Origin of the sequence: Streptomyces inhibens (genome assembly GCF_022221585.1) — a bacterium.
GTDB lineage: Bacteria > Actinomycetota > Actinomycetes > Streptomycetales > Streptomycetaceae > Streptomyces > Streptomyces inhibens.
This window is the reverse complement of sequence record NZ_CP084681.1, coordinates 8,977,348-9,003,610: the sequence shown is the minus strand read 5'-3', so window position 1 is coordinate 9,003,610 and position 26,263 is coordinate 8,977,348. Positions and strand designations below refer to the sequence as shown.

The following is a 26,263-nucleotide window of genomic DNA, read 5'->3' as shown; positions in this document are numbered from 1 at the left end:
GGCGCAACTACCGACAGCTCAGCCGTAGTTGAACATCCGGCCACCGGCTGCCGCGCCGAACTGGGCGCCGGTCAGGCAACTTCGCCGTGATACCGGGCCATCTGGTCGAGCAGCCCCTGCGGCGCGTCCGGACGGAAGCACATGACGAGGTTCGACGCGGACTCGGCTGCGGCGGCCTCGCTGCGTGGGAAGAGCGTCTGCTCGTATGTGGCCAGTGCCGTCTCGATGTCGTCAGGGTGCGCCACGATGGCGGCGGCGAGTTCGGCGCCGTCGAGCATGGCGAGGTTCGCGCCCTCGCCGGCGAACGGGGACATGAGGTGCGCGGCGTCACCGAGCAGGGTCACACCGGGCGTACGGGTCCAGCGGTGCCCGACCGGGAGGGCGTATATCGGCCGCGGGACGAGCGCGCCGTCGCTGTCGGCGATGAGCGCTTGCAGCCGCTTGTCCCAGTGGGTGAAGTGCTTCAACAGGCCGACCTTCGCTGCGTCGGTGTCGGCGAAGTCGATGCCACCGGACGTGGCCCAGTCGGCGGGGGTCTTCAGCGCGAGGTAGAGGTGCAGCCGTCCGTCGCCATCGCGGTGGGCGAGGAAGCCCTTCTCCTCGGCGAGTGCGAACAACATGCCCGATCCGACGAGGGCGGCGCTGTCCGGGTGGCGGGTGTCGGCGTCGAGCAGGTGCGCCTCGACAAAGGAGAGGCCGGAGTAGACCGGTGTGGCGCCCGAGACCAGCGGGCGCACCTTCGACCAGGCGCCGTCGGCGCCGATCAGCAGGTCGGTGGTGAACGTGCCGCCGTCGGCGAGCGTCACCTCGTGGCGGCCGTCGCCGAGCGGGCGGGCACCGGTGACCTTGGCGCCCCACCGGATCGTGTCGTCGGGCAGGGAGGCGAGCAGAATGTCGCGCAGTGCGCTCCGGTTCACCTCGGGCCGGCTGCCGCCGTCGCCGCTGTCCTCCCACCGGACGGTGGCGTCCTTGTCGAGGATGCGCATGGCCTCTCCACCGGGGTGGACGATCCCGCGGAACTGGTCATGGAGGCCGGCGGCCCGCAGTGCCGCCTGGCCGGACTCCTCGTGTATGTCCAGCATGCCGCCCTGGTCGCGTGCGGTGGGCGAGGCGTCGAGGTCGTAGACGGCCGCTTCGATCCCGTGGAAGTGCAGTACGCGGGCGAGTGTCAGGCCGCCGAGACCCGCGCCGACCACGGTGATCGACTGGCGTGATGACATTTTCGTGACTCCCGGGTGCAGTGTGATGACGGATTACGACTTGCCGCCATCGGGCGATGCCGTGTCCGGCCTGGGTGTGTGCAGCGAACCGTTGATCAGCACATGGAAGCCCCAAGCCAGGCGATCCTGGCCGGACCCGGAGAGCAACTCGGCGCCGATCGCGGCGATGTGCGGATGCGTCTCTCTGGAAGTGGTCCGTAGCGCCGTGGTGAGGGCATCTTGTTCGGCCTGGGCGTTGGCGGCCCGGTCGCGGGTGGCGTGCTCGGCCGCGGTCGCGGTCCCGAACTGCAGCAGCAGGTCGAGCACCCACGCCGCACGGTCGTCCGGGACGCCGCCCTCGCCGAGCAGCGACAGCAGCGCCTCCAGCAGGTCCAGGTAGCGCCGCCCGGAGGGGCGGGCGACCAGGGCCGACCGGGCGAGACCGGGGTGCTCGAACAGCACCGTCGTATAGGAGGTGAGGGCCCGCACCAGCCGGTCACGCCAGTCGCCGGCGGCCTCGACCGGACTCAGGTCGACCGCCCCGAGCAGCTCGTCGAGGACCGCCGCGTGCAGCTCAGCGGTGTTGCGGACGTAGACGTAGAGCGAGGCCGGTCCGGTGTCGAGCTCCTGCGCGAGGCGACGCATGGTGACCCGTTGCAGCCCTTCGGCACGCATGAGCTCGACCGCGGTCGCGATGATGCCGGCCCGGGTCAGCGCCGGTTTCGACGGTCGCTCCCGGCGGCTCCGCCGTGCATCGGAGTGTGCTGTCATGCACCCAAGGTAACGAACATGTTCGTAGCGAACAAGTTCGTCACGGACGCGTTCGTTACGGACGCGTCCGTTACGGACGCGTTCGTGGGCAATCTTCTCGGATCGAGAAGGGATACCAAGAGCCCTCAGTCGCCATGCGGGCGGCATGAAGAGCCCGATCGAGTTCGGTGACTGGCGAAAATGCGGCCTCCCGGCCTGCCCTTCCCCATTCCTCCGTCCGGCTTGCGACCATGAGCGAGCTGCCGGGGCTGACGCCTTCGGGCGCCTGGCCAGCTACGCCGGTCACCAGCAAACGGAGTCCGTCCTCGGAACTTCACGTGAAGATCTCCGTCGCCGTAAAGGAGCCTGCATGACCGCCAGCACGGACCTGCTTGTCGACGCCTTCGGGCGCATCCGCGAGGTCGTCGAAGAAGTGGTCACCGGGCTCAGCCCCGACGAGCTCAGCACCCAGCCCGATGACGATGCCAATTCGATCGGCTGGCTGGTCTGGCACCTCACCAGGATCCAGGACGATCACGTCGCCGGTGCGGCCGACACCGAGCAGATCTGGACCTCGGGCGGCTGGTACGAACGCTTCGATCTGCCGTTCGCGGCGGATGCCACGGGCTACGGCCACTCCAGCAAGGACGTGGCAGCCGTACGCGATCTGAGCGCCCAGTTGTTGACCGACTATCACGAGGCGGTCCACGACAACACGGTGCAGTTCCTCGCCGGCGTCGGCGACAAGGACCTGAAGCGCATCGTCGACCGGGCGTGGACGCCACCTGTCACCCTGGGAGTCCGTCTCATCAGCGTCATCGCCGACGATCTCCAGCACGCCGGCCAGGCCGCCTACGTTCGCGGCATGCTCGGCCGTTGAGCATCGCCCCTGCAAGGAACAACAACAACCCGGCGAAGCCCGGGGGGTGGTCGACGGCGCCGACGACCATGCTCGGTGGCCACTGTGCGGAGACGAGTGGTACGTCTTCGATGCGGAGACGGGGCTGAGGAGGGAAATCCGCGCGCTCCATGCCGCGTCGTCCGACGGCGGTGGTCAAGAGCCGCGACCCGCGCACGGGCAAGGCCGTCGAGACCCTGCCCGAGGAGTCCTCGAGCGCCGAGGTCGCGCGGCTCGTCGCGCTGGCGTTGAGTGCCGCACCCGTTTGGGACGCGATGGGCCGAGCCGGACGTGCCGCCCTGTTGGGGCCTCCCAGACGAGTTTCTTACGGCGTACGGCGGTCACCGAACCGCTGACCGTGACCACTGACCGCTGCCTGCACAGCCGTTCAGCTACTGCACAACTCCCCCTCGGGGGGCTGACGTCCGCAGGGCAGAAAAATCATTCATCAGGAGCGCGAAGGGCCCTTTAGAGTGCAGCGGGGCCGGGGCCCGGGCCGGTGAGCGCGTATGGGCTCATCTCCTTACGGGTGCCCGACCGCCCCCAGAGCGACACAACACGAAAGGGCGCACGATGGGCAAGCGGCACGGAGAAGGGCCCGGCACGGGCCGCCGGGTCTGGTTTATCACCGGGACCAGCTCCGGCTTTGGGCGAGAGCTCACCCGGGCCGTCATCGCTCAGGGCGACCGGGTGGTGGCCACCGCCCGGGACATCGCCGGGATCGGCGATCTGGTGACGCTCGCGCCGGACCAGGTCCGGGCCGTCAGGCTGGATGTGACGGACGCCGAATCGATTCGTGGTGCTGTGGCCGAGGCCGAGCGGGCCTTCGGCCGGATCGACGTGCTGGTGAACAACGCCGGGGCCGGGCTGCTCGGCGCGTTCGAAGAGCTGAGCGAGGCCGATCTTCGCCATAACTTCGAGACGAACCTCTTCGGGACGATGGCGGTCACCCGCACCGTCCTGCCGCTTCTGCGACGGCAACGGTCGGGCCATATCGTGCAGATGTCGTCGGTGATCGGCGTGGTGGCGGGGCCGGGCGGCACCGCGTACGCCGGAACGAAGTTCGCCCTGGAAGGGATGTCCGAGGCCCTCGCGGCCGAGGTCGCCCACCTCGGCATTCGCGTCACCATCGTCGAACCCGGCCCCTTCCGAACCGACTTCGGCGGGCGATCGCTGCGGTGGGGCGAGCCGATGGAGGATTACGCCGAGCTCATCGCTCCGGCACGCAAGGCGCTCGAAGCCTCGCACGGCACCCAGCCGGGCGACCCCTATCGCGGGGCCGAGGCCATCATCGCCGCCGTCGGCCTCGACGACCCGCCACTCCGACTCCCTCTGGGGGCCGAGGCCTTCGGCTGGATCCGTGCGCATCTCCGGTCCCGGTTGGAGGAGTTGGACGCGATGGAGGCGATAGGAGCGGATACCGCATTCCGCTGATCCCCGCACGGGCACCTTGGGCCTGTGTGGCATCGGGCGGGCAGGCGTCGGCAGCCTGCCGCCCCCGGCCAGCCTCTACGTCGCGGAATGCAGAGGGGTGCGCGACGCGCTCGCTACCGTTACCTGTCCGTTTGGCGGAGCAGGTCGGTGATCGCTTGGAGTACGGCGTCCGGGCGCTCCTCGTGGAGGAAACCGTGTCCTGCGTCGTGGAGGGCACGATGTTCGCCACGGGGTACGGACGCGGCCAGTTGGGCGTGGAGGGCGTACGTGATGCGGTGGATCTCGCGCAGTACGGGTTCGGGCCACAAGTGGGCCTGGGTGGCGTCATGTCCGAGAGCGGTGAGCACGATCATCGGCACGTCCGGGAGGGCCGGTGCGTGCCGGAGTTCGTCGCCGACGTGGTCGTAGATGTTCTTGTTCTCGTCCAGGCCGGCTCGCCAGGCACTGTGGAGATGGTGATCGATGAGCGTTTCGCGGACGGAGTCCGGCCAGCTCGCGAAGAGCGGCGCCATCTGGCTGCGGGAGAGCTGGATCTGCTCCTCGGTGAACTCCGGCACCTGCTGGCTTTCCATCTCCTTCACCTTGTCCCGGACCTCCTGGGGCACGCGCGCGTGGAGGTCTTCGTGGAAGGGGTCCAGCAGGAGCAGGCCGACCACTTCTTCGGGATGACGCTGCGTCAGGTGGCGTGCGTAGGCGCCGCCCAAGGAGTGGCCGACCAGCAGATAGGGGCCGGGCACCCCGGCGGCGCGCAGCAGCTCCAGGAGTTCGTCGGTGACCTCGGCGGCGGTGCGGGGAAGTTCGACGGCCTCGCTCCAACCGGTCCCCGCGCGGTCGTAGACGACGCTGGTGGTCAGCTCGGCGACGCGGTGGTGCATGTTCAGGTAATCCAGGCCCACCAGTCCGGCGCCTGGTAGAAACACCACGGCCGGGCCTCCGTGGCCGGAACGGTGCAGCATCAGCCGCCGTCCCGCGACATCGAACAGGCTCCCCAGCGGCGGCGCGGGGGCGGTGGTCCGCGGGCGGGCCGGTGATCGGTGCGGCATGGTTGCTCCCTCTGCGGATCTGTAGCTCTGCATCTCTGCCTCTCTGTAGCTCTGCGCCTCTGTAGCTCTGCACCCCTGGAGATACGTTCTCAGGTTTGAGAAAGGTATCTGGTGTGAGATCGTATGTCCATGGATATGGACACGGTCGACCTCCTCCTGCACCCGGTCCGGCTGCGTATCGTGCACACCATGACCGGCGGCCGCACACTCACCACCGCCCAGCTGTGCGACCTTCTGCCGGACGTTTCCAAGGCGACCGTGTACCGGCATGTCGGCCTCCTCGCGGATGCGGGGATCCTCGAGGTCGAGAGCGAGCAGCGGGTCCGGGGCGCGGTCGAGCGCCGCTACCGGCTGAATCGAGCGCGGTCCATGATCGACGCCGATACGGCCGCGTCGATTTCGCTGGACGACCACCGCCGTGGGTTCGCCGTCGCCATGGCCGCCCTGCTGGCGGAGTTCAACGCCTATCTCGACCGAGGCCACGCCGACCCGACGGCCGACCTCGTGGGGTATCGCCAGCACGCGCTCTGGCTCAGCCGGGACGAGCTCACGGAGATGATCGGTGAGATGCGCAGCGTGATCGTGTCCCGGATGGGCAACGCCCCCTCACCGGAGCGCACCCGACACCTGATCAGCCCGATTCTGTTCCCGGCCGAGGAGCGGCCCCCGGGTGCCACGGGCTGAACTGGCCCGGTCCACGAGTCGGCCCGGTCCACGAGTCGGCCCGGTCCATGAGCCGGCACAGTCCATGAGCCGGCCCGGGCCGCCGAGGTGCCTCAAGCCGCCGCGGCCTCAACTCCCCCTCGGCAGGCGATGCAAGTTCACCGCGGTCAGGCGACCCGCCGCCACCTCCGCCGTCATATACGTGCAGTACGGCTGCCGCCGGCGGTCCGTCGGCGAACCGGGGTTCAGCAGGCGCAGCCGATCGTCGGCCGTGGAGTCCCAGGGGATGTGGCTGTGGCCGAACACCAGCACATCGAGCCCGGGGAAGCGTTCGACGCAACGACGCTCACGCCCCTGCGCGGGGCCGGTCTCGTGCACCACGCCGAGCCGCACTCCCTCAAGTTCCGCGTACGCCACCTCCGGCAGCCGAGCCCGCAGCTCCGGGCCGTCGTTGTTGCCGTACACCCCGATCAGCCGCTGGGCGCGGGCCTGCAGCAGGTCCAGGGTGGCGGTGTCGACCCAGTCACCGGCGTGTACGAGGACGTCGGCGCGCGGCACTTCGTCGAGCAGTTGCGGAGGCAGCGCCTTGGCGCGCTTGGGCAGATGGGTGTCGGAGATGAGCAGGAGTCGCACGAGGTGACCGTAGCCGTCGACAGGCCCGGGCACTACGACGTCCGGCACCCCGGCACGTCTTTCCCCTGCCCTCGACCGCCTCCCCCTCCTTTCTCCTTTCTCCTCTCCTTTCTCCTCTCCCCACCTCCCCCCTCCCCCCTCCCCTCTCCCCTCTCCCCTCGCCCGTCTCGCGGATGCGTGAGAGGCAGTCGGCGTCCAGACCTCAGCGTTCCTGGGCGGTCGGGCGCACCGTGATCTCGTTGATCGCCACATGCGCCGGCTGGGTGATCATGAAGACGATGGAGCGGGCGATGTCCTCGGCCTTCAGCCAGGTGTCCTGCGGAAGTCCGTGGGCCGATGCGGCCTGGCTGCCGAGTGTCATCTCCGTCGTGGTCATGCCCGGTTCGACGAGTCCGACCCGGACACCTCGCCCGGTCACCTCCTGGCGCAGGGCTTCGCTGAACGTGCACACCGCGTGCTTGGTGGCCGAGTAGACGCTGTTGTCCTTGCGCGGCACTCGGCCCGCGACCGAGCTGACGTTCACCAGGTCCGCGACGCCCCGAGGGCCCTCGTTCGCCGCGTGCAGCAGATGTGGGAGCGCGGCGTGCGACATCCGCAGAACGGCCTTGAGGTTGAGGTCGATCATCCGGTCCCAGTCCTCGGGATCGCTCTCCTCCACCGAGCTGCGCGCGCCGAAACCGGCGTTGTTCACCAGCACGTCCAACCGCCCGAAGCGGTCCACGGCCTTCTCGACCGCCTGACGTGCCTGAGCCGCATCACTCAGATCGGCGGGCAGGGCGAGGGACGGGCTTCCCAGCTCGCTGATCGCCTGTGTGAGCTCCTCCAGCCGCTCGGCACGGCGGGCAACCAGCGCGAGGGAGCAGCCCTCCCTGCCCAGCGCCAGAGCGGCGGCCGCGCCGATGCCGCTGGAGGCACCGGTCACCAACGCCACGCTGCCCGACAGCAGCTTCCGGCCGACGCCGGTGCCCGCTGCGGCTTCGCCCTGACCTGCCGTCCCGGCGTTCACAGTCTCTCCCGCGCTCTGTGCGGTGCCCATCGCGCTCTCGCTCCTCGTGCTCGATCGTCCCGGCGCCCTCCGGGGCCTTTCCGGGGCCTTCCGTCCGGGGCCTTCCGGGGCTCTTCCGGCATCCTTCCGGCCCACGAACCCCGAAGTACTGGTCCGGGAACCAGTACCCCGCCGGCGACCGGTCGTCCCGTCTCTGCCCTCACCCGTCTTCCTGCCCCTCCTCCGGGCGGCCGCGCCGAAGGCCGGCGTCCGGGGATACCGAACCGCCGCGGCTGTCCGGCAGGCATGGCGCGCCCGTCGGACAGCCGCGGATTCGTCAGTGTGTGACGAGTTCGCGGGGCAGATGGTTTTGCTGGAGGAAGGTCTGCAGGCTGCTGTCCCAGGAGCGGGCGAAGCCCTGGGCCAGCTCCGAGGTTCCGCGGATCGGGACCGGCAGATGCAGGTCGAGGGCGAATCCCATCATTCGGGCGATCGTCCGCCACACCCGGGCGTCGGTGCTGCGGCCGACCGCGGCATGGTGCACGGCAAGCAGATGGGCGGCGAGCTCGTCGCCGGCACCGGCCGCGAAGCGCCACCAGTACAGCGCGCTGTCCCACTTGTCGAGGGTGTAGAGGAGGCAGGCGAAGGTTCTCGCGCCGGCGGGGTCGTAGTCGGCGGCGAAGGCACCGAGGGTGTCTATGTCCTTGGAGCGCAGCACGACATTGCACAGCCGCCGGGCCTCCGCGAGGACGGCCGCGGGCGCGATCGCCGGGTCGAGGATGGGGGTCGGCCGGCGGCGCCGGCGGCCGCGGTCGTGGGACGGGCGGACGGGGGTGGGGCGGATACCGCTGACCGCGCCGCGGGTGATGCGGTCGGGTTCGCGGCCGGTGCCGTCGGCGATGCGGGCGGCCAGACGCTGGGTGAAGGCGACCGGGTCGTGGTCGGCGAACTCGCGGTGGAGGGCTTCGGCTTGGCGTCGTAGCAGGTCCTCGAGCATCACACGTCCTCTCCGGTCCCGCAGGAACCGTTCGTCATGATCGCTTTGAGCCGTTGCAGTCCGATGCTCGTGCTGACCTTCGCGGCGCCGGGTGTGGTGCCCAGCCGCTCGGCGATCTGGTCGTAGGACAGGCCCGCCAGGTGGCGCAGGCGTACGGAGTTGGCCTGGAGGGGCGCGGTGGATTCCAGTTCATCCAGAGCGAGATCGAGCGGTTCGCAGCTGCGCAGCTCCTGAAGGTAGGCGGTGTCGGGCGGGTCGGCGAAGGGCTGTACACAGCTGTTGCGGATCTCTCGGCGGTAGAAGTCGGAGATGACGCCGTTGAGGATGGTGTAGGTCATGGCCTTGGGATTGACGTGGGCGAGGATGCGCTCCCACTTGATGTACATACGGCGGCCGGCTTCCAAGGTGGCCTCTTCCGCGTCCCGGCGGTCCCTGAGTCGGGACGCGGCGACGGCGAGGAGGGCTTTCTGTTCGCGCTGGAAGAAGACTTCGAAGTCCAGCGGAAGGTCGGTCGGGCTGGCCAGGGGAGAGTGCTCGTTCACCGGGCCTCCTCGCAGCAGGAGGCCGTCGGTGGTCGCAGCGAGGGCGGAACGGCGGCGTCCGGGAACGTGCCATGTCCCGGGCGGGTTTGGGCGTGCGGGCCGCGCTGTATCGGTGCGGCGGGGGCGGTACGGGCGGTGACGTGGTGGTGCTCCGCACGGGCCTGCGAGGCGGTGCGGACCACTCGCCGGACAAGGGCGTCGAGTCCTGTGGCGGTCAACCGGTAGACGCCGACCAGTGCCAGCGCGTACCAGGGCCATGAGTGCCCCAAGTGCTCCACGAGCCCTCCCTTCATGAGAGTTGCTGGCCACCCGCGTCGTTGCGGGTGGGGCGGAACATGACGTGCGTTCCTGTCCCTCTCACCGACGAGGGGCCCCCTCAGGGTTAATCAGGCTGCGCACATAATCAGCAGAAAGTGATCGATCAATTGCAGAACGTGCCCCCGACCTGCACCTTCCTTCACAAGGAGTGATCAACGCCACATTGACGGTAGGTTTAATGGTCAGTAACTCCCGTTCGATAACCGTCAGTTCCCCTTCGAGCCGGAGGCGACGGAGTGTCAGCAGCGGCAGCTGCACAGCAGCTACGGCGAGGGCTTGTCGCCGAGCGACCGCCCTTTGCGGCCGGCGGAGGGGGTCTCGCGGACGGGCGGTCCCACGGGCCCGCGGCCCGCTCCGAACGATGCGGGCAGGGTGGGCCGTTGCACCGCGCGCCAGGGCGGGACGAGCCGTTGCACCGCCGAGGGGTCCGTGCGCGGTGCATGCGGACCTGCGCAGCGCATGCATCGGATGCGCCGGATGCGCTCGGCGGACACCCCCTGCACCGAGCAGGTGATCGTCCGGCAGCGGGGAGTCATGCGCCTGAGGCATGAGGGGTGCGCCCCTCACGTCGGAACGGGGACGCCCCGCCCAGGCACGCTCCCGCTCCGACGGCAAGGGGGCAGGCCCGACCGGGACGGCGCTACCGCGCGCTCTGCCGATGCGAACTCGGTGCGTGGTTGCCTCATCCCCGTCGAATTCATGACGCCGGACGGAAATCGCTCAGCCGAACACAACTCGACGCGATAACCCGCCAAGGCGTCACGTTTCCTCAATAGCCGGCAGGCAACTGTGCGGCGAGCGACGGGAGCACACGCATGGAATTTCCTCAGGTATCGGAATCGACCGCCCGGAGCGAATTTCGGGGCTGCGGGGTACGCGGCATCACGGCGGCCGCCGTATTGCTGGCGGCGGGCGCGCTGAACCTGACGTCCGAGCAGCCGGCCGAGGCCCGCGGCGGCGGGGCCTGGGACCGCCTGGCCGGCTGCGAGAGCGGGGGGAACTGGCGTATCGATACGGGGAACGGGTTCTCGGGAGGGCTGCAGCTCGCCCACTCCACCTGGCGCTCGTTCGGCGGCGGTGCGTACGGGGCACGGGCGGCACATGCGAGCCGGGCGCAGCAGATCCAGGTGGCGGAGCGGGTGTTGGCCCGGCAGGGGTGGGGGGCGTGGCCCGCCTGCTCGGCCCGCCTGGGGCTCAACTCGTCCACGGCGCACAGCGCCCCGCGGACCACCACCCCGCGCACGACGCCGCGGCGGGAAAGCCATCGGCCCGCCCGCAAGCGGGTCGGCCACCCGCAGCCCCACGAGAAGCGCTACAAGACGCGGCGCCTGCCGAATTCCGGCGGCTCGGTCGTCGTCAATCCCGGGGACACCGTGAGCGGTATCGCGCATGCGCACGGCTTCAACTGGTGGGAATTCTACCGGCTGAACCGCAAGGTGATCGGCGCGAATCCGAACCTCATTTTCCCGGGGATGCGACTGGCTGTACCGCACTCCGGCGGCAACTGAGCGCATGAGCACCTGAGCGCAGTCCGGAATACCCGGGTATTCCACAGCCCGTAAGTGGGTTGCAGGCCGTCCGTGGCGCCGCGGACGGCCTGCCCGCGCGACAGGCCCGCGGGCCGAGGGCTGCGCGGAAAACCTGTGGCGGATTCGTGCGAGGCTCCTCGATGCTTGTCGGCATGAGCGCACCGGGCAAAAGGGCCGACATGTTCGTTGAGTTCGATGCGGATCCACGGGAGGGCGGGCCGACTCTGGGCGACGAGCGCGCCACGCTCATGGAGTATCTGCGGTGTCAGCGTCTGACGCTGGAATTGAAGTGCTCGGGCCTCGACGCCGCCCAGTTGGCGCGTCGTTCCGTGGAGCCCTCCACGATGTCGTTGCTCGGGCTGGTGCGCCATCTGACGGACGTGGAGCGCAGCTGGTTCCGGGTGCGACTGGCGCGGCAGGACGCGCCGCCGCTCTATCGCACCGAGGCCGACCCCGACGGGGATTTCGACGGCGCGGTACCCGACCCCGCTGTCGTCGCGCGGGCGTGGGACGCCTGGCGGGCCGAAGTCGCCTTCACGGACCGGTTCGTGGCCGAGGCGCCCGGTCTCGATGTCGTAGGACACTCCGACCAGGGGTCGATTTCGCTGCGCGAGGTGCTGGTGCACATGGTGGAGGAGTACGGTCGGCACAACGGCCACGCCGACCTGCTGCGCGAGCGGATCGACGGGAGAGTGGGGCAGTAGTCGTCGGATTGCCGGACGGTACGCGGTCGGTCGCATCGGGTCGATCGGAACACACCCGGCAAGGACGTCGGCGGCGCCCTCCCGCCCAGATCGAGCAGCTCACCGCGCTCCCCCGGCCGCCGGTGAGCACCAAGACGAGCCAAGGATGTCCGCCGTCGACCGGTGGCCCCGGGGCACTCGGCTTTCGGCCATGGAGCTGCCGGCGTATGCGGTCAGCTTGGCGAACCCCCGCCCGCTAGCGCCCGTCGGACAGGTCCTCCAGGTGGACGCGTAGCACCTGGGCGCAGGCCTGGGCGCTCAGGACGTCGGGGTGCCGTACGGCGCTGAGGCCGAGGCCGTCCAGGAGTGCGGTCAGGCGCTCGGTCTCGATGTCGATGTCGCGGCCGGGGCGCAGGGTGGCGCTCTCGTCGAGCCGGGTGAGGACGCGGCGCACCAGTCGTCTCGTGCCGGTGGCGGCCTGGTGCGAGAGGTCCCTGAGGGCGGGGTTGGTACGGGCGGCGGCGTTGAAGTCGAGGAAGACGGTGACCTCCGCGCGGCGGCGCTCGTCGAGCGGCAGAAGCTCTGCCAGGAGGTCGGCCACGAGGCGGAGCCGTTCTGGGCGGGGGTGCCGGCTCAGATCTCCGATCCGCTCGACGTGTTGGAGCAGTCGGTCGGTGAGGCCGTCGAGCATCGACTGCATCGCGAAGTCCATCAGCTCTTGCTGGCTGGAGAAGTAGTGGCGCAGCGAGCCGATGTTGAGTCCGGCCTCGTCGGCGACGGCGCGCAGCGAGGTGCGCTGCAGGCCGTCCCGGACGACGACGCGGAACAGGGCGTCGACGACCTCGCGGCGGCGGGCTTCCGGATCCACGAGCTTCGGCATGGGTTCTTTGTATCACGCTCGTGATAAATTGTTTTTTATCACAGGCGTGATACAAAAATGCCGGGAGGAATCATGGAGCGGTACCTCAACCTCATGCTCATCAGGTTCGACCTGATCGCGGGCGCCCTCGTGGTGCTGGCCTTAGTGGTCTTCGCCATCGCTGTGGCCCTCAAGCGCAAGGGCCGGCTCGATCAGGCACGCCGGTATGCGGAGCCCGCCGTGCGTGCGGCAGTGCGTGCCGCTGCCCGGCGGCTGGAGGACGGCCCCTCCAGTGCGCGGCGCCGGGACGGTCGGCGATGACCGGCCTCGCGATGGACTCGGCCGACCTCGTCCATCACCTGCTGGTGGACCGTGCGGTCAAGGGCATCATCATTGTCGTCGCGCTGGCCGTCCTGGCGCTCGGGATGACGGTGATCTGGCGCAGAGCCGGCCGCGCGAAGTACCGGCCTGATGAGGCCGGTGACTGACAGTCCGTCCGGGAGGATCCCCGTCGGGGAAGATCCGCTCCGGCGCGGCGCCGGACCGGACCGGACACGCAAGCGGCGCGCCGCGGTTAAGCGTTCTCGGCTCGGGCGCGCCGAGCGTGTTCCGGCCCGGTGGAGCGTCGCTGGTTATTTCCCGGCACCGGCCGGTGCCGAGGTATCAGGCCGGCGCGTACACGCGGGTGGCGAACTCCGCGATCTGCTTGTCGCTGAGGTTCTTGGCGAGGTTGGCCTCGGTGATCATTCCCACCAGGCGGTGGCCGCCCTTGACGTCGATCACCGGCAGGCGCTTGATGTGGTTGTCCTCCATGGTCGCCAGAACTTCGGAGGCATCGGCATCGGCGTCGATCCAGTGCAGCGAACCGCCCAGGGAACCGGCCTGCACGGTCGCCGGATCCACACCTTCGGCACAACAGGTGACGACGATGTCACGGTCGGTGATCATACCCGTGAGCTTGTTGTTGTCACCGCAGATGGGCAGGCAGCCGACATCCAGATCGCGCATCATCTTGGCCGCGTCGAAGAGCGATTCATGCGCACCCACGCAGCGCACTCCACCGGTCATGATGTCTCGGGCTCGCAGCTTGCTGGCCATGAGATTCCTCCCGTCTCAGGAGCATTTGCTTGCCTCGCCTTCGATGACACCACGAATGGTCCAACGACGCTTCCCGGGAACGGGTGCCGCAAGGCACCAGGTCCGGCGGTCGGCCGCATCGGACGACCGCCGGACCTGGCGCCACCCCCGGGCGTAATGTCGGTGCCTGTGACATCGAATCCTTTCTTCGAACCGAGTGATCTGCCCTACGAGCTGCCGCCCTTCGCGCGGATCCGGCACGATCACTATCTGCCTGCCTTCGAGCGGGGGATGGCCGATCAATTGGCAGAGCTGACGGCGATCGGTGCCTGCGCCGAGCCCGCGACCTTCGAGAACACGGTCGAGGCGGTGGAGCGCAGCGGCGCGCTGCTGGGCCGGGTGCGCCGGGTGTTCTTCAACAAGGCGGCGTCGGACATGGACGAGGAGATCCAGGCGCTCGAAGGCGAGATCGCTCCCCGGCTCGCCGCCCACGACGATGCGCTCCTGCTCGACGCCGCCCTGTTCGCGCGCCTGGACGCGCTCTTCGCGCAACGCGAGCGGCTCGGGCTGGACGAGGAGCAGCTGCGTCTGCTGGAACGGCACCACACCCGCCGGGTCCGGGCCGGTGCGCGCCTGGCCCCGGAGCAGCAGGGGCGCCTGCGCGTGCTGAACACCGAGATCGCCACCCTGAGCACCGAGTTCCACAAGAATCTGCACGCGGCCACGGCCGCCGCCGCGCTGGTGCTGGACAGCGCCGAGGATCTGGCGGGTCTGCCCGAGGACCAGATAGCCGCCGCTGCCGAGAACGCCAACGCGCTCGGCCACGAGGGCAAGTTCGTCCTCAGCCTGAAGAACTTCACCAGCCAGACCGAGCTGGCCGCGCTCGAGGACCCCGTACTGCGCGAGCGTCTGCTCGCCGCCTCGCTCGGGCGCGGTGCCGACACCAACGGTCCGATCGCCGTCGCGCTGGCCGCGCTGCGCGCCGAGCGCGCCGCCCTGCTCGGCTATCCCAGCCATGCCGCCTGGGAGGTCGCCGACCGGACCGCGGGCACCACGGATGCCGTCGAGGGCCTGCTTCGCCGACTGGTCGCTCCCGCCGTGTCCAATGCCGAGCGCGAGGGTGATGCCCTGGCCCGGGCCGCCGGCGTCGCGGAGATCCGGCCGGCCGACTGGCAGTACTACTCCGAGCGGGTCCGCAGGGAGCGGTTCGACCTGGACGCGGCGGCGCTGCGCCCCTACCTGGAGCTGGAGACCGTACTGCACGACGGTGTCTTCCACGCCGCCGGGCTGGTCTACGGGATCACCTTCACCGAGCGCCCCGACCTGGTGGCGTACCACCCGGACGCCCGCGTCTTCGAGGTGCACGACGCCGACGGCGGCCCGCTCGGCCTGTACATCGGCGACTTCCACGCCCGCGAGTCCAAGCACGGCGGCGCCTGGATGGAATCGCTGGTGACGCAGTCACATCTGCTGGGCCACAAGCCGGTGGTGGTCAACAACCTGAACATCGCCAAGCCCCCGGCGGGCGATCCCGCGCTGCTGACGTGGAGCGAAGTCACCACGCTTTTCCACGAGTTCGGGCATGCGCTGCACGGTCTGTTCTCCGACGTCCGCTACCCGCTGCTGGCCGGTACCCAGGTCCCGCGCGACTTCGTCGAGTTCCCCTCCCAGGTCAATGAGATGTGGGCGGATTGGCCCGAGGTACTGTCCCACTACGCCAGGCACCACGTCACCGGCGAGCCGATGCCGGCCGAACTCCCGGCCCGGCTGCGCGAGGCGGAGAATTTCGGCGCCGGCTTCCGGATGGTGGAGCACGAGGCCGCCGCGGTGCTGGACTGGGCCTGGCACACCCTTCCCGCCGACGGCGATACGCCCGGGGAAGGCGATGCGGAGGCGTTCGAGGCAGCAGCGCTGGAGCGCTGGGGTCTCGCGGTGGCCGCGATCCCGCCGCGGTACCGCACCGGCTACTTCGCCCACATCTTCAGCAGCGACTACGCGGCCGGGTACTACGGCTACCGCTGGGCCGAGGTGCTGGACGCCGACACCGTGCGCTGGTTCCGCGAGAACGGGAAGACGATCCGCGAGAGCGGTGAGATCTTCCGCCGGGAACTCCTCGGCAAGGGCGGCAGCGTCGACCCCATGGAGGCCTTCCGTGCCGTGGTCGGGCGCGATGCGGAGATCGGTCCCCTGCTGGCCCGGCACGGGCTGGACGGCTGATCTGCGGAGCCTGCCTCAGCCGGCGACGAATCGGCTGTGCGGCTCTCCGCGCAGACGGCCAGGAGGGACCTTCCGGCCGTAGGCGACCAGCAACAGGTCCTGGGCGGCGCCGGACAGCGGTGTTCCCGTACCGAAGGACCAGTCGAGGTCGTCGGCGCGGAGTTCGATGCCGCTGAGGTCGGCTCCGAAGAACTTGGCGCCCTTGGGGGTGACGTTGTCCAGGAGGACCCGCATCCGGTCTTCGGGAATCCGGCGGTCGAGGCCGAGCGCGACGGTGATGTCCAGGCCGTGGATCGCGTCATGCCCCAGCGCCGCCGCGATTCCGCCGACCGGCGGCTTCCAGGGATGGTCCGCGTTGTTGCGGAGGAAGTCGGCGAGCTCTTCCGTCGAAGCGGCGGCCGCGTCCCTGCGGGCGCAACGGTCGGCCATCTTGTGGATGTTGCCGCCCGCCTTGACGAGTTCGGACACGGTCTTGGGGAGCGAGTAGCGGAATCCCATCGACATATGGGCCGCGACCTCGCGTACCCGCCACCCCGCGCACAGGGACGGAGCGTCCCACTGCTCGGCCGACAGACCGTCCAACATGGCCGCCAGCTCCCGGCGTTCGGCCGCTATCAGCGCTTTGATGTCCATCGGTGTTCCGCTCTCCGTCCGTTCTGGAGCACTGGGGCCGGGGCCCGGCGTCGGGTCGTGCTCGAACTCCCCATGGCTACATGGTTCTTGATCTTGTCGCCATAAGTCCAAGAGCTTGCTGTGCTCGTCCCTAGAATCACCGGTTATGGAACTTCGGCAGTTGCAGTACTTCGTCGCTGTGGTGGAGGACGCCAACTTCACCCGTGCCGCCGCGCGTCTGCACGTGGCGCAGCCGGGGGTGAGCGCCCAGATCAGGCAGCTCGAACGGGAGCTGGGGCAGCCGCTGCTCGACCGGTCCGGCCGGTCGGTGACCGTGACGGAAGTGGGCAAGGCCGTACTCACCTACGCACGGGCCGCGCTCGCCGCGGTCGAGGGGATACGGCAGACCGTGGACGAGTTCACCGGACTGCTCCGCGGCCGTGTCGCGATCGGCCTGGTCTCGGGCGCCAGCATTGCCCACACCTTCGATGTGCCCTCCCTCCTGGCCGATTTCCACGACGACCACCCTCAGGTCGAGATCTCCCTCACCGAAGACACCTCGGAGCGGATGCTCGCCGCGCTCCACCGTGGTGAACTGGACATCGCCGTGGCCGGCCTGCCCGGTGACGAGCCGCCGCCGGGCCTCTCCCTGCAGATCGTGGTCGACGAGCCCCTGGTCGCCGCCGTCACTCCGCACGACCCGCTCATGACGCACACGGGCCGTACGAGCGTCCCGCTGGCCGCGCTCCGCGATCGCCCGTTGATCAGCCTGCCGCGCGGCACCGGCCTGCGCGGGGTGCTCGAACGCGCCTGTACGGAAGCGGGGTTCCGGCCCCGTATCGCCTTCGAGGCAGCCGCCCCGCCCGTGCTGGCACAGCTCGCCGCCCGTGGTCTCGGTGTGGCCGTGGTGCCGGCGCTGCCGGCCGGCACGGCGTCGGACTTCGGGCTGCGGACGCTGGAGATCACCGACCCGCGGCCACGCGGCCGGATCGCGCTGGCCTGGCGTACGGAAGGACCGGCCGGCCCCGCGGCACGGGCGCTGCTGGGGCGGCTGCGCACCGCTTTCCCCACGCCGGGCAGCGTCGCGCGGTGATGAACCGCCCGCTGACCGGCGCGGCGAAAAGCCGGTACGGCTGACCTTCTCGACGGGCGCCGGTCACCAGGCCGCGGGCGCGTAGTCCTTCAGGAAGCAGCCGAAGAGGTCCTCGCCGAGCTCGCCGCGCACGATCGGGTCATAGACGCGGGCCGCTCCGTCGACCAGGTCGAGCGGGGCGTGGAAGCCCTCTTCGGCCAGTCGCATCTTGTCGGGGTGCGGGCGCTCGTCGGTGATCCAGCCGGTGTCCACGGCGGTCATGAGGATGCCGTCGGTGTCCAGCATCTCCCGGGCGCTGGTGCGGGTGAGCATGTTCAGCGCCGCCTTGGCCATATTGGTGTGCGGGTGGCCGGCGCCCTTGTAGCCGCGGCTGAACTGGCCCTCCATCGCGGAGACGTTCACCACGTACTTACGGCGCGCAGCGGCCGCGGCCATGGCCGGGCGCAGCCGGCTCACCAGCAGGAAGGGCGCGGTCATATTGCACAGCTGGACCTCCAGGAGCTCGACCGGGTCGACCTCGTCCACCTTCTGGATCCAGCTGTTGGTCTCGTGCAGGTCCGGTACGAGCCCGCCCGCGTCGATCGCGGTGCCCGCCTCAATCCGGGCGGGCGAGGCGGAGCCGCTGGTCAGGGCGAGGGAGGTGAGGTTCTCGGCGGTCAGCGCGGGAAGGGTGGCCGTCGAGGCGGCGGGGAGGGCCGCGGGGGCGCCGCTGCCGAAGTGGCCGAGGACGAGGGAGGCGGGCAGCTCCCCGGCGGGCAGCGGTGCGGACTCGGCGGCGACCAGCTGTCCGTATGCCTCGGGCGACCGGCGGACGGTCTGGGCGGCGTTGTTGATCAGAATGTCCAGGGGGCCTTCGGCACTCACCTCGTCGGCGAGCGCGATGACCTGGGCCGGGTCGCGCAGATCGATCCCGACGATCTTCAGGCGGTGCAGCCACTCCGCGCTGTCCGGCATCGCCTTGAAGCGCCGGATCGCGTCGTTCGGGAAGCGGGTGGTGATGGTGGTGTGCGCGCCGTCGCGCAGCAGGCGGAGCGCGATATACATGCCGATCTTGGCCCGGCCGCCGGTGAGCAGGGCGCGCCTGCCGGAGAGATCGGTACGGGCGTCGCGGCGGGCCCGGTTCTCCTTGGCGCAGGGGCGGCAGAGCTGGTGGTAGAACGCGTCGACCTCGGTGTAGCGGGTCTTGCAGGTGTAGCAGGACCGGGGCCGCTGCAGGATTCCGGCGATCTCCGTGGTCACGGAGCTGGTGAGGGCCAGCCCCTGCGTCTCGTCGTCGATCCGGTCGGACGCTCCGGTGGCCGTGGCCTCGGTCACCGCCCTGTCATTGGCTGTCTTGGCCGCCCGGCGTTCCTGTCGCCGACGCTGCTTGACCTTGCGGTAAATGCCGGCGGTGGCCCGGCGTATGGCGATCGCGTCGGGGTGGTCGAGCGGCAGCGCGTCAAGCTCCTCGATCACGCTCAGGCAGACCGCCATCCGCTCCGAGTCGATTCCCGCGCCATCGGCCCGGCCTGTTTCGGTCACCGTCATCGCCGCTGCCGCTTTCTGGATCGTATGGATCGTATGTTCGCTTCACGCTTCGGCGGAACTGTACGTATGCAGGGGCGGGTCCGCCAAACCCGGCCGGGGTGGTCAGGCTGCTGATCACGACGTCATGTCCTCGGCAGGGCCCTCGACCCCCCGCTGCGCCGCCCGGCGGCTCGTACGGCGAAGGGCCCGGCACTTGGGTAGCGCCGGGCCCGTGTCATGCCTCAACCGTGAGTTGTCACATCACCCCACCGAGTCGTGACTCAGCTCGATGTCGTATTCGGTGTGTCCTGCTGACGTCAGGCGCAGCGGGGCGGCGACCGGCGGGTAGCCGCTGGCGATCAGTGTGTAGTCACCGCCGTCGAGGTCGGTGAAGACGTACTCGCCGTCCTGGCCGCTGGTGGCGGTGCCCACCACGTTGCCCGCGGGGTCGAGCAGGGTCACCCGGGCGTCGTCCACGGGGACGCCGTGCACCGTGCGTACGGTGCCGCGGACCTGAGCGCCGGGCGTCAGCCGGATCACGTACCGGTTGCGGGTGCCGGCGGTGACCTCGGCCTGGAGGGCGGACGGGCGGTGGTGCTCGGCGCTGACGGCCAGGGTGTAGCTGCCCGGGGTCAGTTCATCGAACGCGAAGCCGCCGTCCTGGCCTGCCACGTCCGAGCCCACCACCTCGCCGCGTACGTCCGTGGCCACGACGAGTGCGCCGGGCATCGGGGCGTCGCCCTTCTCCGCACGGACCTCACCGGCCAGGCCGGCCGCGCCGCTGAGGGTCAGGTCGTAGGAGAGCGGCTCGTTGCCCACCACGACGGTCATGGCCTGCGGCCGGCGGGCGCCCGCGGAGCCGATCAGGACATAGGTGCCGGCGCCGGTCGTGGGAAGTGCGAAGCCGCCGTCGGCAGCGGTGGCGGTACGGCCGAGCTGCCGGCCGCCCACGCTGATCAGGGTGACCGCGGCCTGCGCCACCGGCCTGCCGTCGCCGTCCCGGACCGTTCCCCGGATCAGCGGGCCGGTCGCGTCCGCCACGGAGGTGGCCGTGTCGGGACGAGGGGCGGGTTCCGGGTCGGCGGGTGGCTCGGCGGCGGCCGGTACGGCGTCGGCGGCCGGCTCGGTCCCCGCCGGGGTGCGGGCGCCGTCGGCAGCGCCGGCCGCCGCCTCGGCCTCGGCCTCGGCGCGTGCCTGCAGACCGGAGAGCTGCCGCAGCGGCACCTCCTTGATGAACAGCATCAGCAGGAAGGCGAGTGCGACAACGATCGCGCCCATGAGGAACACGGTGTGCATCGAGTCGGCGAAGCCGCGCTTGAACGGCTCGGCCAGTCGCGGATCGAGGTGCTGGATGAACGACGAGTCGCTGAGCACCCCCGAGGAGTTTCCGTTGCCGGGGTGCTTGAGCATGTCCAGCACGGGCTTGTTGGCGGGATCGCGCAGCACGGCGGGGTCGTGCAGCGCGGCCTGGAAGCCCTCGGTGGACGCCGCGCCGCGGAACGCCGCGGCAATCTTGTCACCCACCGTGCTGAACAGCACCGACAGGAAGATCGCGGTACCCGCGGTGGCGCCCATCTGACGGAAGAACGTGGACGAGGCGGTCGCCACCCCCATGTCCCGGGGCGGCACCGCGTTCTGCACGGCCAGCACCAGGGTCTGCATACAACAGCCCAGACCGAGGCCGAAGACCAGCATGAAGAGCATGGTCTCCCACAGCGGGGTGTCCCACTGGACCTCGAAGTGGAAGAGGAGCATCGCCACGAACATCAGCGCGGTACCGATGATCGGGAAGATCTTGTAGCGGCCGGTCTTGGCGGTGATCTGGCCGGAGGCGATCGAGGAGATCAGCATGCCCGCCATCAACGGCAGCATTTCCAGGCCGGACTTGGTGGGGCTGGCGCCCTTCACGATCTGGAGGTACTGCGGGATCATCAACATCCCGCCGAACATGCCCATACCGATCAGCACGGACAGCAGGCTGGTCTTGCTGAAGGTGCCGTTGCGGAACAGCCGCATCGGGATCAGCGCATCGTCGCCGACCCACCGCTCGACGAAGATCCAGGCGATGATGCCGACGGCACCGATGGCGTAGCACGCGATCGACCGGGACGAGTCCCAGCCCCACTCCCGGCCCTGCTCCGCGACGAGCAGCAGCGGCACGACGCCGACGGAGATGGTGAGCGCGCCCCACCAGTCGATGCGGTGATCGCGCCTGGTGTGCGGGATGTTGAGGACCTTGGCGACCACGAACAGCGCGAGGATGCCGATCGGGACGTTGACCAGGAAGACCCAGCGCCAGCCGGTGATGCCCAGCAGCTGGTCCTGCCCGGCGAGAGCCCCTCCGATCAGCGGCCCCGCCACACTGGACGTGGCGAAGGTGCCCAGCATGTAGCCCTGGTACCGGGCGCGTTCCCGGGGCGGGACGATGTCACCGATGATCGCCAGCGCCAGCGACATCAGACCACCGGCGCCGAGACCCTGCACCGCCCGGAACGCGGCCATTTCGTCCATCGAGGTGGAGAAGGTGCACAGGACCGAGCCCACGACGAAGATGCTGATCGCGGCCAGGTAGTACGGCTTGCGGCCGTACAGGTCGGACAGCTTGCCGTAGAGCGGCGTGGCGATCGTCGAGGTGATCAGATAGGCGGTGGTCGCCCAGGCCTGCTGGCTGAGGCCGTGCAGATCGTCGGCGATGGTCCGGATGGAGGTGCTGACGATGGTCTGGTCGAGGGCGGCCAGGAACATCCCCAGCATCAGGCCGCTGAGGATGGTGAGGATCTGACGGTGACTCAGTTCTCCCGGTCCGGGTATCGCCTTGGCCCCCGCCTCGGGCGGAGAGGTGGCTGTGCTCATGTACGTGTCTCTCCCTGCTCCACGGATGCGCCCTGGTCTCCCCCGGGACCCAGCCGTGTGTGTTGTCGTTCCGCCATGTCCTCGTTGAGCCGGCCCATCAGCCGGATCAGATCGGCACGGTCCTGGGGCGACCACGATGCGAGCAGCCCTGCCAGTTCGGCATCGCGCTGACGGCGGTAGTTCTCGAAGGCGGCACGCCCCGCATCGGTCGCGGCCAGCAGCGCACCACGGCGGTCCTCCGGGTCCGGGCGACGGGCGACCAGACCCCGCTCGACCAGTGAGCGCACTTGGCGGCTGACCGTCGACAGGTCGAGGAACGCATCGGCGGCCAGGTCGGTCGCCCGCCGGTCCCCGCCGACCACCAGCCGGGCCAGCAGCACCCGGTCGGCGGCGCCACCGTCGGTCTTGACGCGCTGTTTCCAGGCCGCGATCAGCCGGGAGAAGCGGACGATCTCCGCCCCCAGTCCGGCGGCAGCCTCATCCAGCTTCGACGAGGCGGTGACCTGCGGGGCCGCCCCGTCGCAGGCATGGAGCGTGCCGTTACTCATCGTCGTGATCCTTCGCATTGATGCAGTGATGCGGTGGCGCAGTGCCGCGGTGACGTTTGTCGAATCCGCTGAATACATTGCTTGTACCTAGCAAGCCTATCGGCTGGGGGTGACTGCTCCGCACCGCCCGACAACGGGGCCGGGCCGCCCAACAACGGGGCCAGGAAGAGGAGATGAGACCGCGGGGCGGCGCGCGGCCCCGTCCACCCGCCGACCCCCGACGCCCACGGAGTAGGGTGCCCGACCGTGCCCGAACCGGACTTCCTACGCACCACCCGGACGTTCTACGACGCCGTGGCCACCGACCGTGCCGATCACTTCCGCGACGCGCCGGCGGCCAAGCCGCTGGACCGGGCGGTGCTCGCCGGGTTCGCCGAACTCGTACGGGCCGCCGATGCCGGGCCGGTCGCCGACGAGGGTTCGATGCTGGCCCTGGACCTGCCGGACGGCGCCCTCGGTGGCATCGTGGCCTGGTACTCCATCACCGGCGGCGGCAGCCGGAGCGCATCGCCGCGCTACTGCGCCGGGCCGGACCGCCCCTCCACGCCCAGCTGCTGCGCGAGCCCGACGAGGGCGCGGAGACCACCCAGCAGGCCTGTCTGAGGCCCGCAAACCGGCCGGCATCAGCCGGCCGTGACACCCACCCGGGAGACCGTTGTGCACCTTCCCCCCGAACTCCTCACGCTGCTGCGCCGGCCGAGCATCTGCTACCTGGCCACCTCGATGCCGGACGGTTCGCCGCAGCTGACCCAGACCTGGGTCGACACGGACGGCGAGCATGTGCTCATCAACAGCGTCCAGAGCCATGTAAAGACCAGGAACATCGGGCGCGATCCCCGTGTGGCCGTCGCCATCTCGTCCCCGGACAACCCCTCGCGCTACTTCCAGGTGCGCGGCCGGGTGGTCGAGATCACCACAGAGGGCGCGGTGGACCACATCGAGTCGCTCGCCCGGAAATACCTCGGCACTCCCTACCCCTGGTACGGAGGCCGCGACGAGGTACGCGTGCTCTTCGTCATCGAACCGGAGAGCATCAGCAGCATGGGTTAGTGCGGGTGGGTCGGGGGCGCTGCCGCCGCGTACGGCGCATCCAACCAGCCCGTGTCGAGTGCCTCGTTGCCGTCGTGGACCACGAACTCCCGCTCGGTGGAGGCGATTTCGTAGCCATCGACACTCAGTCGGCCCGCCAGCTCGTCCAGCCGCTGCCCCGCCGTCCGTATGCCGGCCATCCGGCACCGCTGCGTCACAAAGCGCTCCAGCCGGCCGTCCGCCCGCACTCTGCGGGCGTTGCGTGAGAGGTGCGCGCCGTGTCCCTCGACGAGGGACAGGAGCGGGGCGAGCGGAGCGGAGCGCTCCAGCAGCAGCTTGAGGTGATGTTCGAAGTAGTAGTGCGGCCCGAGGCGCGCGGCTTCCTCGTCCGTGCGGGGTACGCCCGCGCTCCACGGCGTCGCCTCGATCTTTGTCCGCACCACGTCGAGACCCGCGGCGCGCAGTCCGTCCGCCTCCGCGGTGGCCTGGGCCCGGATCCTGTCGTACGTCCCGGAGCCGCGCATCGTCACCATCGGCTGCGAGGGCACCTCCCCCCGCTCCAGCACGATGTGCACGCACTTCAGTCCGCGCGCCGCCGCGTAACCGGCCACCCGCTGCGCACCGGCGCGGTCGCCGTCGTCCCGGACGGTCAGATGTACCTCGAAGTCCCCCGTGAACACAGGGGGCGCGGGCTCGGTCGTCCCGGCCCCCTGCATCGCTGTGCTGCCACCGATCGCACTCATCCTGAGATGATCACACGGCGGCAGGTGGCGGGTGGCTGCCCGTCATCCGGCGGCGGGGGCCCCGCACTGTTCGTGGTCCTTGACCACGGTGAGCGTGATCTTCTTGCCTTCCAGCGGCGTGCCCGGCGCCGGGTTCTGGCCACAGACCTTCCAGGAGCCGGGCCAGAGCACCAGGCGGCGCGCCCCGAGGCCGTCCTTGAACTGAATGGTGGTGTCGTAGTTCAGCGCCTGGTAGGCACTGACCAGGCCCTTGCCGGTCACGTCCGGCATGGTCCTTCCGTCGGCGTGGGCCACACCGGCCAGTGCCAGCGCGGAGAGGGCCAGGGCTGCGGCGGTGACGGCCTTCGCGGTGACCGTCTTTGTGAGGGAGGTCTTTGTGGGGTTCGTCTTGGCGAGGGGGTGCGCCGTGGTGGGCTCTGCGGTGATCGTTTCTTTCACCACCTGGAAACGACCGTCGTGAGGGTCGGTCACCTGCCGCTGGGCCGCTCGGTACAGCGCTCGCGCGCTCACGTATCCGGGGAGCCGGGAGCCGGGTCCGCGCCGGCTGTGCGGGCGGCTGTGGGTGCGGTGTCCTGACCGCCTGCCAGGTCGCGGGCCAGTGCGACGCGGGAGAGCAGTACGGCGCCCCACAGGACCAGCGCGATACCCAGGCATTCGGGGAGCAGCCACCAGCCGGCGCGGACCCGTTCGTCGAAGAGGGTGACTCCCAGCGACAGGCTCACCAGGGCGTCTCCGAGGGTGAGGACCGGCTGCGAGGCGGTCAGCGGACCGGACTGCATGGCGTTTTCGAAGAGGAAGAGGGCCAGCACTCCGACGGCCGCGAAGGCGTAGGTCTGCCATGAGACGAAGAATTCGGCAGGGCCGCCGATCTGCCAGGTATAGGTGGCGTCCTTCATCAGGGCCGCGGTGAGTGCGTACGCGACCGCTGCCGCCGCGGCGAAGCCGGCCGCCCGTACCCCGCCCGCCCCTCGGCGCAGCGCGGCGCCGACCGCCGTGGCGATCACCACGGCGCAGACCACGAGGGCGGGCACCCAGCGGCTGAACGGGGCATGGTCGGTGCCGATGGTGGGCGCGGCGGACGCCAGGGCGGTGCCGAGTCCGACGACGAGCAGGCCCACCCCCGTCCAGCCGCCGCGCGGGATCCGTCCGCCGAGGAGCAGCCGCCCGGTGAGCAGGGCGAGCGGCAGTTCCAGGACGAAGATGGGCTGGACCACCGATAGCGCGCCTTGCGACAGCGCCAGCGCCTGGAAGCAGGCCGCGGCGATGACCGCGAGCATCCCGCCGAGCCATGCGGCGCGGTGCAGCAGATCGACGAACAGGCCGAGGCGCAGCCCGGTGGACAGCGGCACCGTGCGCGCCGCGCGTCGCTGCAGCACCGTGGCCAGCGCATTGCTGGCCGCCGCGAGCAGTGCGAACAGCACGGACGGCCACATGGCTACGCACCCACCTCCTCCTCGGCCGCCCAGGCACCGGAGCGGCGCCGGCATTCGGCTTCGACGCTATCCGGGCGGCGCCGTGGACCGCCTGCCGACACGGACGCCGGACGGCCGCATTCGCTGCGCCGGACGGCCGCATTCGCTGCGCCGGACGACCGCATCCGGCGTCCGCCACCTTGGCCGCCCGGTGGCAGATCTTGCCGCGGCAGCACAGAACCACCAGGTCAGCGCCGGTGTCCGCAGGGCCGTAGGTGGCGCAATATTGCGGCAACACCTCCGGCCGGATCGCGTCGGTATGGTCCCCCGCATGCCGCCGCAGTGCCGGCGGGTGCCCTCCTCCGCACTCCCCTTTCCCTCTCCGCCACCCGTGTCCTGGAGACCGCCATGCCTCTTGCGCCCCAGCGGGCCGATGTGCCCGTGACGATCGACGAGTCCAAGTGCATCGACGGCTGCACGCTGTGCGTCGACATGTGCCCGCTCGACTCGCTCGCCATCGACCCGGCCGGCAACAAGGCGTACATGCACGTCGACGAGTGCTGGTACTGCGGCCCGTGCGCCGCTCGCTGTCCCACCGGCGCGGTCACGGTCAACATGCCCTATTTGTTGCGATGAGAGG

30 protein-coding genes are annotated in these 26,263 nt (G+C 70.1%); 13 read left to right on the top strand and 17 right to left on the bottom strand.

Features of this window, described 5'->3' with window-relative positions; genetic code table 11:
- Nucleotides 1-71: 71 nt before the first annotated feature.
- The gene (locus KI385_RS40430; protein WP_238576970.1) at nucleotides 72-1,220 is read right to left on the bottom strand and encodes an FAD-dependent oxidoreductase; all 1,149 of its coding nucleotides are present in this window, start codon (nucleotides 1,218-1,220) and stop codon (nucleotides 72-74) included.
- 33 nt (nucleotides 1,221-1,253) lie between these two features.
- Nucleotides 1,254-1,970 (bottom strand): TetR/AcrR family transcriptional regulator, encoded by a 717-nt coding sequence (locus KI385_RS40425; protein ID WP_238576969.1) that lies wholly within the window; start codon nucleotides 1,968-1,970, stop codon nucleotides 1,254-1,256.
- 349 nt (nucleotides 1,971-2,319) lie between these two features.
- Here KI385_RS40425 and KI385_RS40420 point away from each other — a divergent pair, with 349 nt between their 5' ends.
- From KI385_RS40420 to KI385_RS40410, 3 genes are all read left to right on the top strand, one after another.
- On the top strand, nucleotides 2,320-2,829 hold the full coding sequence (locus KI385_RS40420; RefSeq protein ID WP_238576968.1) for a mycothiol transferase: 510 nt from the start codon (nucleotides 2,320-2,322) through the stop codon (nucleotides 2,827-2,829).
- A gap of 149 nt (nucleotides 2,830-2,978) precedes the next feature.
- Nucleotides 2,979-3,203 (top strand): hypothetical protein, encoded by a 225-nt coding sequence (locus tag KI385_RS40415; protein WP_238576967.1) that lies wholly within the window; start codon nucleotides 2,979-2,981, stop codon nucleotides 3,201-3,203.
- 217 nt (nucleotides 3,204-3,420) lie between these two features.
- Complete coding sequence (locus KI385_RS40410) at nucleotides 3,421-4,281, top strand: oxidoreductase (RefSeq protein WP_238576966.1); 861 nt, start codon at nucleotides 3,421-3,423, stop codon at nucleotides 4,279-4,281.
- A 119-nt stretch (nucleotides 4,282-4,400) separates the two neighbouring features.
- On the opposite strand, the gene KI385_RS40405 is transcribed toward KI385_RS40410, so the two are convergent.
- Nucleotides 4,401-5,324, bottom strand: coding sequence for an alpha/beta fold hydrolase (locus tag KI385_RS40405; protein WP_238576965.1), 924 nt, complete (start codon nucleotides 5,322-5,324; stop codon nucleotides 4,401-4,403).
- Between the two features lie 135 nt (nucleotides 5,325-5,459).
- Here KI385_RS40405 and KI385_RS40400 point away from each other — a divergent pair, with 135 nt between their 5' ends.
- On the top strand, nucleotides 5,460-6,008 hold the full coding sequence (locus KI385_RS40400; RefSeq protein WP_238578048.1) for a helix-turn-helix domain-containing protein: 549 nt from the start codon (nucleotides 5,460-5,462) through the stop codon (nucleotides 6,006-6,008).
- A 108-nt stretch (nucleotides 6,009-6,116) separates the two neighbouring features.
- On the opposite strand, the gene KI385_RS40395 is transcribed toward KI385_RS40400, so the two are convergent.
- The 5 genes from KI385_RS40395 to KI385_RS40375 form a co-directional block, all read right to left on the bottom strand.
- The gene (locus tag KI385_RS40395) at nucleotides 6,117-6,620 is read right to left on the bottom strand and encodes a metallophosphoesterase family protein (RefSeq protein WP_238576964.1); all 504 of its coding nucleotides are present in this window, start codon (nucleotides 6,618-6,620) and stop codon (nucleotides 6,117-6,119) included.
- Between the two features lie 202 nt (nucleotides 6,621-6,822).
- On the bottom strand, nucleotides 6,823-7,656 hold the full coding sequence (locus KI385_RS40390) for an SDR family oxidoreductase (protein WP_238576963.1): 834 nt from the start codon (nucleotides 7,654-7,656) through the stop codon (nucleotides 6,823-6,825).
- Nucleotides 7,657-7,942: 286 nt separating this feature from the next.
- On the bottom strand, nucleotides 7,943-8,602 hold the full coding sequence (locus tag KI385_RS40385; protein ID WP_238576962.1) for a hypothetical protein: 660 nt from the start codon (nucleotides 8,600-8,602) through the stop codon (nucleotides 7,943-7,945).
- Nucleotides 8,602-9,144: an RNA polymerase sigma factor gene (locus KI385_RS40380; RefSeq protein ID WP_238576961.1), complete on the bottom strand. Its 543-nt coding sequence runs from the start codon at nucleotides 9,142-9,144 to the stop codon at nucleotides 8,602-8,604. The genes KI385_RS40385 and KI385_RS40380 overlap by 1 nt, the downstream gene beginning before the upstream one ends.
- On the bottom strand, nucleotides 9,141-9,422 hold the full coding sequence (locus tag KI385_RS40375; RefSeq protein WP_238576960.1) for a hypothetical protein: 282 nt from the start codon (nucleotides 9,420-9,422) through the stop codon (nucleotides 9,141-9,143). The genes KI385_RS40380 and KI385_RS40375 overlap by 4 nt, the downstream gene beginning before the upstream one ends.
- A gap of 855 nt (nucleotides 9,423-10,277) precedes the next feature.
- Between KI385_RS40375 and KI385_RS44070 the strand changes: the two genes are divergently transcribed.
- On the top strand, nucleotides 10,278-10,970 hold the full coding sequence (locus KI385_RS44070) for a LysM peptidoglycan-binding domain-containing protein (RefSeq protein ID WP_281066954.1): 693 nt from the start codon (nucleotides 10,278-10,280) through the stop codon (nucleotides 10,968-10,970).
- A 200-nt stretch (nucleotides 10,971-11,170) separates the two neighbouring features.
- Entirely contained in the window at nucleotides 11,171-11,695 is a 525-nt protein-coding gene (locus KI385_RS40360; RefSeq protein ID WP_425357032.1) for a DinB family protein, read from the top strand.
- A 235-nt stretch (nucleotides 11,696-11,930) separates the two neighbouring features.
- Here the strand turns inward: KI385_RS40360 and KI385_RS40355 are convergent, their stop codons facing one another.
- On the bottom strand, nucleotides 11,931-12,554 hold the full coding sequence (locus tag KI385_RS40355; RefSeq protein WP_238576958.1) for a TetR/AcrR family transcriptional regulator: 624 nt from the start codon (nucleotides 12,552-12,554) through the stop codon (nucleotides 11,931-11,933).
- 72 nt (nucleotides 12,555-12,626) lie between these two features.
- Here KI385_RS40355 and KI385_RS40350 point away from each other — a divergent pair, with 72 nt between their 5' ends.
- A complete protein-coding gene (locus tag KI385_RS40350; protein ID WP_238576957.1) occupies nucleotides 12,627-12,854 on the top strand; it encodes a hypothetical protein in 228 nt (75 codons plus the stop codon).
- The gene (locus KI385_RS40345) at nucleotides 12,851-13,021 is read left to right on the top strand and encodes a hypothetical protein (RefSeq protein WP_238576956.1); all 171 of its coding nucleotides are present in this window, start codon (nucleotides 12,851-12,853) and stop codon (nucleotides 13,019-13,021) included. Before KI385_RS40350 ends, KI385_RS40345 begins: the two co-directional genes overlap by 4 nt.
- A gap of 175 nt (nucleotides 13,022-13,196) precedes the next feature.
- Here KI385_RS40345 and KI385_RS40340 read toward each other — a convergent pair whose 3' ends face one another.
- Nucleotides 13,197-13,631, bottom strand: a complete 435-nt coding sequence (locus KI385_RS40340) for a CBS domain-containing protein (protein ID WP_238576955.1) — start codon at nucleotides 13,629-13,631, stop codon at nucleotides 13,197-13,199.
- A 168-nt stretch (nucleotides 13,632-13,799) separates the two neighbouring features.
- Between KI385_RS40340 and KI385_RS40335 the strand changes: the two genes are divergently transcribed.
- Nucleotides 13,800-15,827, top strand: a complete 2,028-nt coding sequence (locus tag KI385_RS40335) for a M3 family metallopeptidase (protein WP_238576954.1) — start codon at nucleotides 13,800-13,802, stop codon at nucleotides 15,825-15,827.
- A 15-nt stretch (nucleotides 15,828-15,842) separates the two neighbouring features.
- Here KI385_RS40335 and KI385_RS40330 read toward each other — a convergent pair whose 3' ends face one another.
- Nucleotides 15,843-16,460 (bottom strand): maleylpyruvate isomerase family mycothiol-dependent enzyme, encoded by a 618-nt coding sequence (locus tag KI385_RS40330; protein ID WP_238576953.1) that lies wholly within the window; start codon nucleotides 16,458-16,460, stop codon nucleotides 15,843-15,845.
- A 145-nt stretch (nucleotides 16,461-16,605) separates the two neighbouring features.
- Between KI385_RS40330 and KI385_RS40325 the strand changes: the two genes are divergently transcribed.
- Complete coding sequence (locus tag KI385_RS40325) at nucleotides 16,606-17,532, top strand: LysR family transcriptional regulator (protein WP_238576952.1); 927 nt, start codon at nucleotides 16,606-16,608, stop codon at nucleotides 17,530-17,532.
- 63 nt (nucleotides 17,533-17,595) lie between these two features.
- Here KI385_RS40325 and KI385_RS40320 read toward each other — a convergent pair whose 3' ends face one another.
- The 3 genes from KI385_RS40320 to KI385_RS40310 form a co-directional block, all read right to left on the bottom strand.
- Nucleotides 17,596-19,059, bottom strand: a complete 1,464-nt coding sequence (locus KI385_RS40320) for an SDR family NAD(P)-dependent oxidoreductase (RefSeq protein WP_238576951.1) — start codon at nucleotides 19,057-19,059, stop codon at nucleotides 17,596-17,598.
- Nucleotides 19,060-19,299: 240 nt separating this feature from the next.
- Nucleotides 19,300-21,891, bottom strand: a complete 2,592-nt coding sequence (locus KI385_RS40315) for an MFS transporter (protein WP_238576950.1) — start codon at nucleotides 21,889-21,891, stop codon at nucleotides 19,300-19,302.
- Nucleotides 21,888-22,439 (bottom strand): MarR family winged helix-turn-helix transcriptional regulator, encoded by a 552-nt coding sequence (locus KI385_RS40310; protein ID WP_238576949.1) that lies wholly within the window; start codon nucleotides 22,437-22,439, stop codon nucleotides 21,888-21,890. The genes KI385_RS40315 and KI385_RS40310 overlap by 4 nt, the downstream gene beginning before the upstream one ends.
- A gap of 246 nt (nucleotides 22,440-22,685) precedes the next feature.
- On the opposite strand from KI385_RS40310, the gene KI385_RS40305 reads away from it, so the two are divergent.
- Together KI385_RS40305 and KI385_RS40300 are read left to right on the top strand one after the other, a co-directional pair.
- Nucleotides 22,686-23,042, top strand: a complete 357-nt coding sequence (locus KI385_RS40305) for a hypothetical protein (protein WP_342593500.1) — start codon at nucleotides 22,686-22,688, stop codon at nucleotides 23,040-23,042.
- Between the two features lie 54 nt (nucleotides 23,043-23,096).
- A complete protein-coding gene (locus KI385_RS40300) occupies nucleotides 23,097-23,489 on the top strand; it encodes a PPOX class F420-dependent oxidoreductase (RefSeq protein WP_238576948.1) in 393 nt (130 codons plus the stop codon).
- Here the strand turns inward: KI385_RS40300 and KI385_RS40295 are convergent.
- The 3 genes from KI385_RS40295 to KI385_RS40285 form a co-directional block, all read right to left on the bottom strand.
- The gene (locus KI385_RS40295) at nucleotides 23,486-24,211 is read right to left on the bottom strand and encodes a hypothetical protein (RefSeq protein WP_238576947.1); all 726 of its coding nucleotides are present in this window, start codon (nucleotides 24,209-24,211) and stop codon (nucleotides 23,486-23,488) included. The genes KI385_RS40300 and KI385_RS40295 overlap by 4 nt on opposite strands.
- A gap of 42 nt (nucleotides 24,212-24,253) precedes the next feature.
- Nucleotides 24,254-24,652: a PASTA domain-containing protein gene (locus KI385_RS40290; protein WP_238576946.1), complete on the bottom strand. Its 399-nt coding sequence runs from the start codon at nucleotides 24,650-24,652 to the stop codon at nucleotides 24,254-24,256.
- A 65-nt stretch (nucleotides 24,653-24,717) separates the two neighbouring features.
- A complete protein-coding gene (locus KI385_RS40285; RefSeq protein ID WP_238576945.1) occupies nucleotides 24,718-25,644 on the bottom strand; it encodes a DMT family transporter in 927 nt (308 codons plus the stop codon).
- 387 nt (nucleotides 25,645-26,031) lie between these two features.
- Between KI385_RS40285 and KI385_RS40280 the strand changes: the two genes are divergently transcribed.
- Nucleotides 26,032-26,259, top strand: coding sequence for a 4Fe-4S dicluster domain-containing protein (locus KI385_RS40280; protein WP_128505780.1), 228 nt, complete (start codon nucleotides 26,032-26,034; stop codon nucleotides 26,257-26,259).
- Nucleotides 26,260-26,263 lie beyond the last annotated feature (4 nt).

What these genes read in the sequence shown, in the direction of transcription:
- KI385_RS40325 (WP_238576952.1), top strand. Translation starts at nt 16,606, where the DNA reads ATGGAACTTCGGCAGTTGCAGTACTTCGTCGCTGTGGTGGAGGACGCC.
- KI385_RS40345 (WP_238576956.1), top strand. Translation starts at nt 12,851, where the DNA reads ATGACCGGCCTCGCGATGGACTCGGCCGACCTCGTCCATCACCTGCTG.
- KI385_RS40420 (WP_238576968.1), top strand. Translation starts at nt 2,320, where the DNA reads ATGACCGCCAGCACGGACCTGCTTGTCGACGCCTTCGGGCGCATCCGC.
- KI385_RS40430 (WP_238576970.1), bottom strand. Translation starts at nt 1,220, where the DNA reads ATGTCATCACGCCAGTCGATCACCGTGGTCGGCGCGGGTCTCGGCGGC.
- KI385_RS40310 (WP_238576949.1), bottom strand. Translation starts at nt 22,439, where the DNA reads ATGAGTAACGGCACGCTCCATGCCTGCGACGGGGCGGCCCCGCAGGTC.
- KI385_RS40330 (WP_238576953.1), bottom strand. Translation starts at nt 16,460, where the DNA reads ATGGACATCAAAGCGCTGATAGCGGCCGAACGCCGGGAGCTGGCGGCC.
- KI385_RS40350 (WP_238576957.1), top strand. Translation starts at nt 12,627, where the DNA reads ATGGAGCGGTACCTCAACCTCATGCTCATCAGGTTCGACCTGATCGCG.
- KI385_RS40295 (WP_238576947.1), bottom strand. Translation starts at nt 24,211, where the DNA reads ATGAGTGCGATCGGTGGCAGCACAGCGATGCAGGGGGCCGGGACGACC.
- KI385_RS40390 (WP_238576963.1), bottom strand. Translation starts at nt 7,656, where the DNA reads ATGGGCACCGCACAGAGCGCGGGAGAGACTGTGAACGCCGGGACGGCA.
- KI385_RS40385 (WP_238576962.1), bottom strand. Translation starts at nt 8,602, where the DNA reads ATGCTCGAGGACCTGCTACGACGCCAAGCCGAAGCCCTCCACCGCGAG.
- KI385_RS40360 (WP_425357032.1), top strand. Translation starts at nt 11,171, where the DNA reads ATGTTCGTTGAGTTCGATGCGGATCCACGGGAGGGCGGGCCGACTCTG.
- KI385_RS40355 (WP_238576958.1), bottom strand. Translation starts at nt 12,554, where the DNA reads ATGCCGAAGCTCGTGGATCCGGAAGCCCGCCGCCGCGAGGTCGTCGAC.
- KI385_RS40320 (WP_238576951.1), bottom strand. Translation starts at nt 19,059, where the DNA reads ATGACGGTGACCGAAACAGGCCGGGCCGATGGCGCGGGAATCGACTCG.
- KI385_RS40410 (WP_238576966.1), top strand. Translation starts at nt 3,421, where the DNA reads ATGGGCAAGCGGCACGGAGAAGGGCCCGGCACGGGCCGCCGGGTCTGG.
- KI385_RS40405 (WP_238576965.1), bottom strand. Translation starts at nt 5,324, where the DNA reads ATGCCGCACCGATCACCGGCCCGCCCGCGGACCACCGCCCCCGCGCCG.
- KI385_RS44070 (WP_281066954.1), top strand. Translation starts at nt 10,278, where the DNA reads ATGGAATTTCCTCAGGTATCGGAATCGACCGCCCGGAGCGAATTTCGG.
- KI385_RS40315 (WP_238576950.1), bottom strand. Translation starts at nt 21,891, where the DNA reads ATGAGCACAGCCACCTCTCCGCCCGAGGCGGGGGCCAAGGCGATACCC.
- KI385_RS40425 (WP_238576969.1), bottom strand. Translation starts at nt 1,970, where the DNA reads ATGACAGCACACTCCGATGCACGGCGGAGCCGCCGGGAGCGACCGTCG.
- KI385_RS40285 (WP_238576945.1), bottom strand. Translation starts at nt 25,644, where the DNA reads ATGTGGCCGTCCGTGCTGTTCGCACTGCTCGCGGCGGCCAGCAATGCG.
- KI385_RS40280 (WP_128505780.1), top strand. Translation starts at nt 26,032, where the DNA reads ATGCCTCTTGCGCCCCAGCGGGCCGATGTGCCCGTGACGATCGACGAG.
- KI385_RS40415 (WP_238576967.1), top strand. Translation starts at nt 2,979, where the DNA reads ATGCCGCGTCGTCCGACGGCGGTGGTCAAGAGCCGCGACCCGCGCACG.
- KI385_RS40340 (WP_238576955.1), bottom strand. Translation starts at nt 13,631, where the DNA reads ATGGCCAGCAAGCTGCGAGCCCGAGACATCATGACCGGTGGAGTGCGC.
- KI385_RS40400 (WP_238578048.1), top strand. Translation starts at nt 5,460, where the DNA reads ATGGACACGGTCGACCTCCTCCTGCACCCGGTCCGGCTGCGTATCGTG.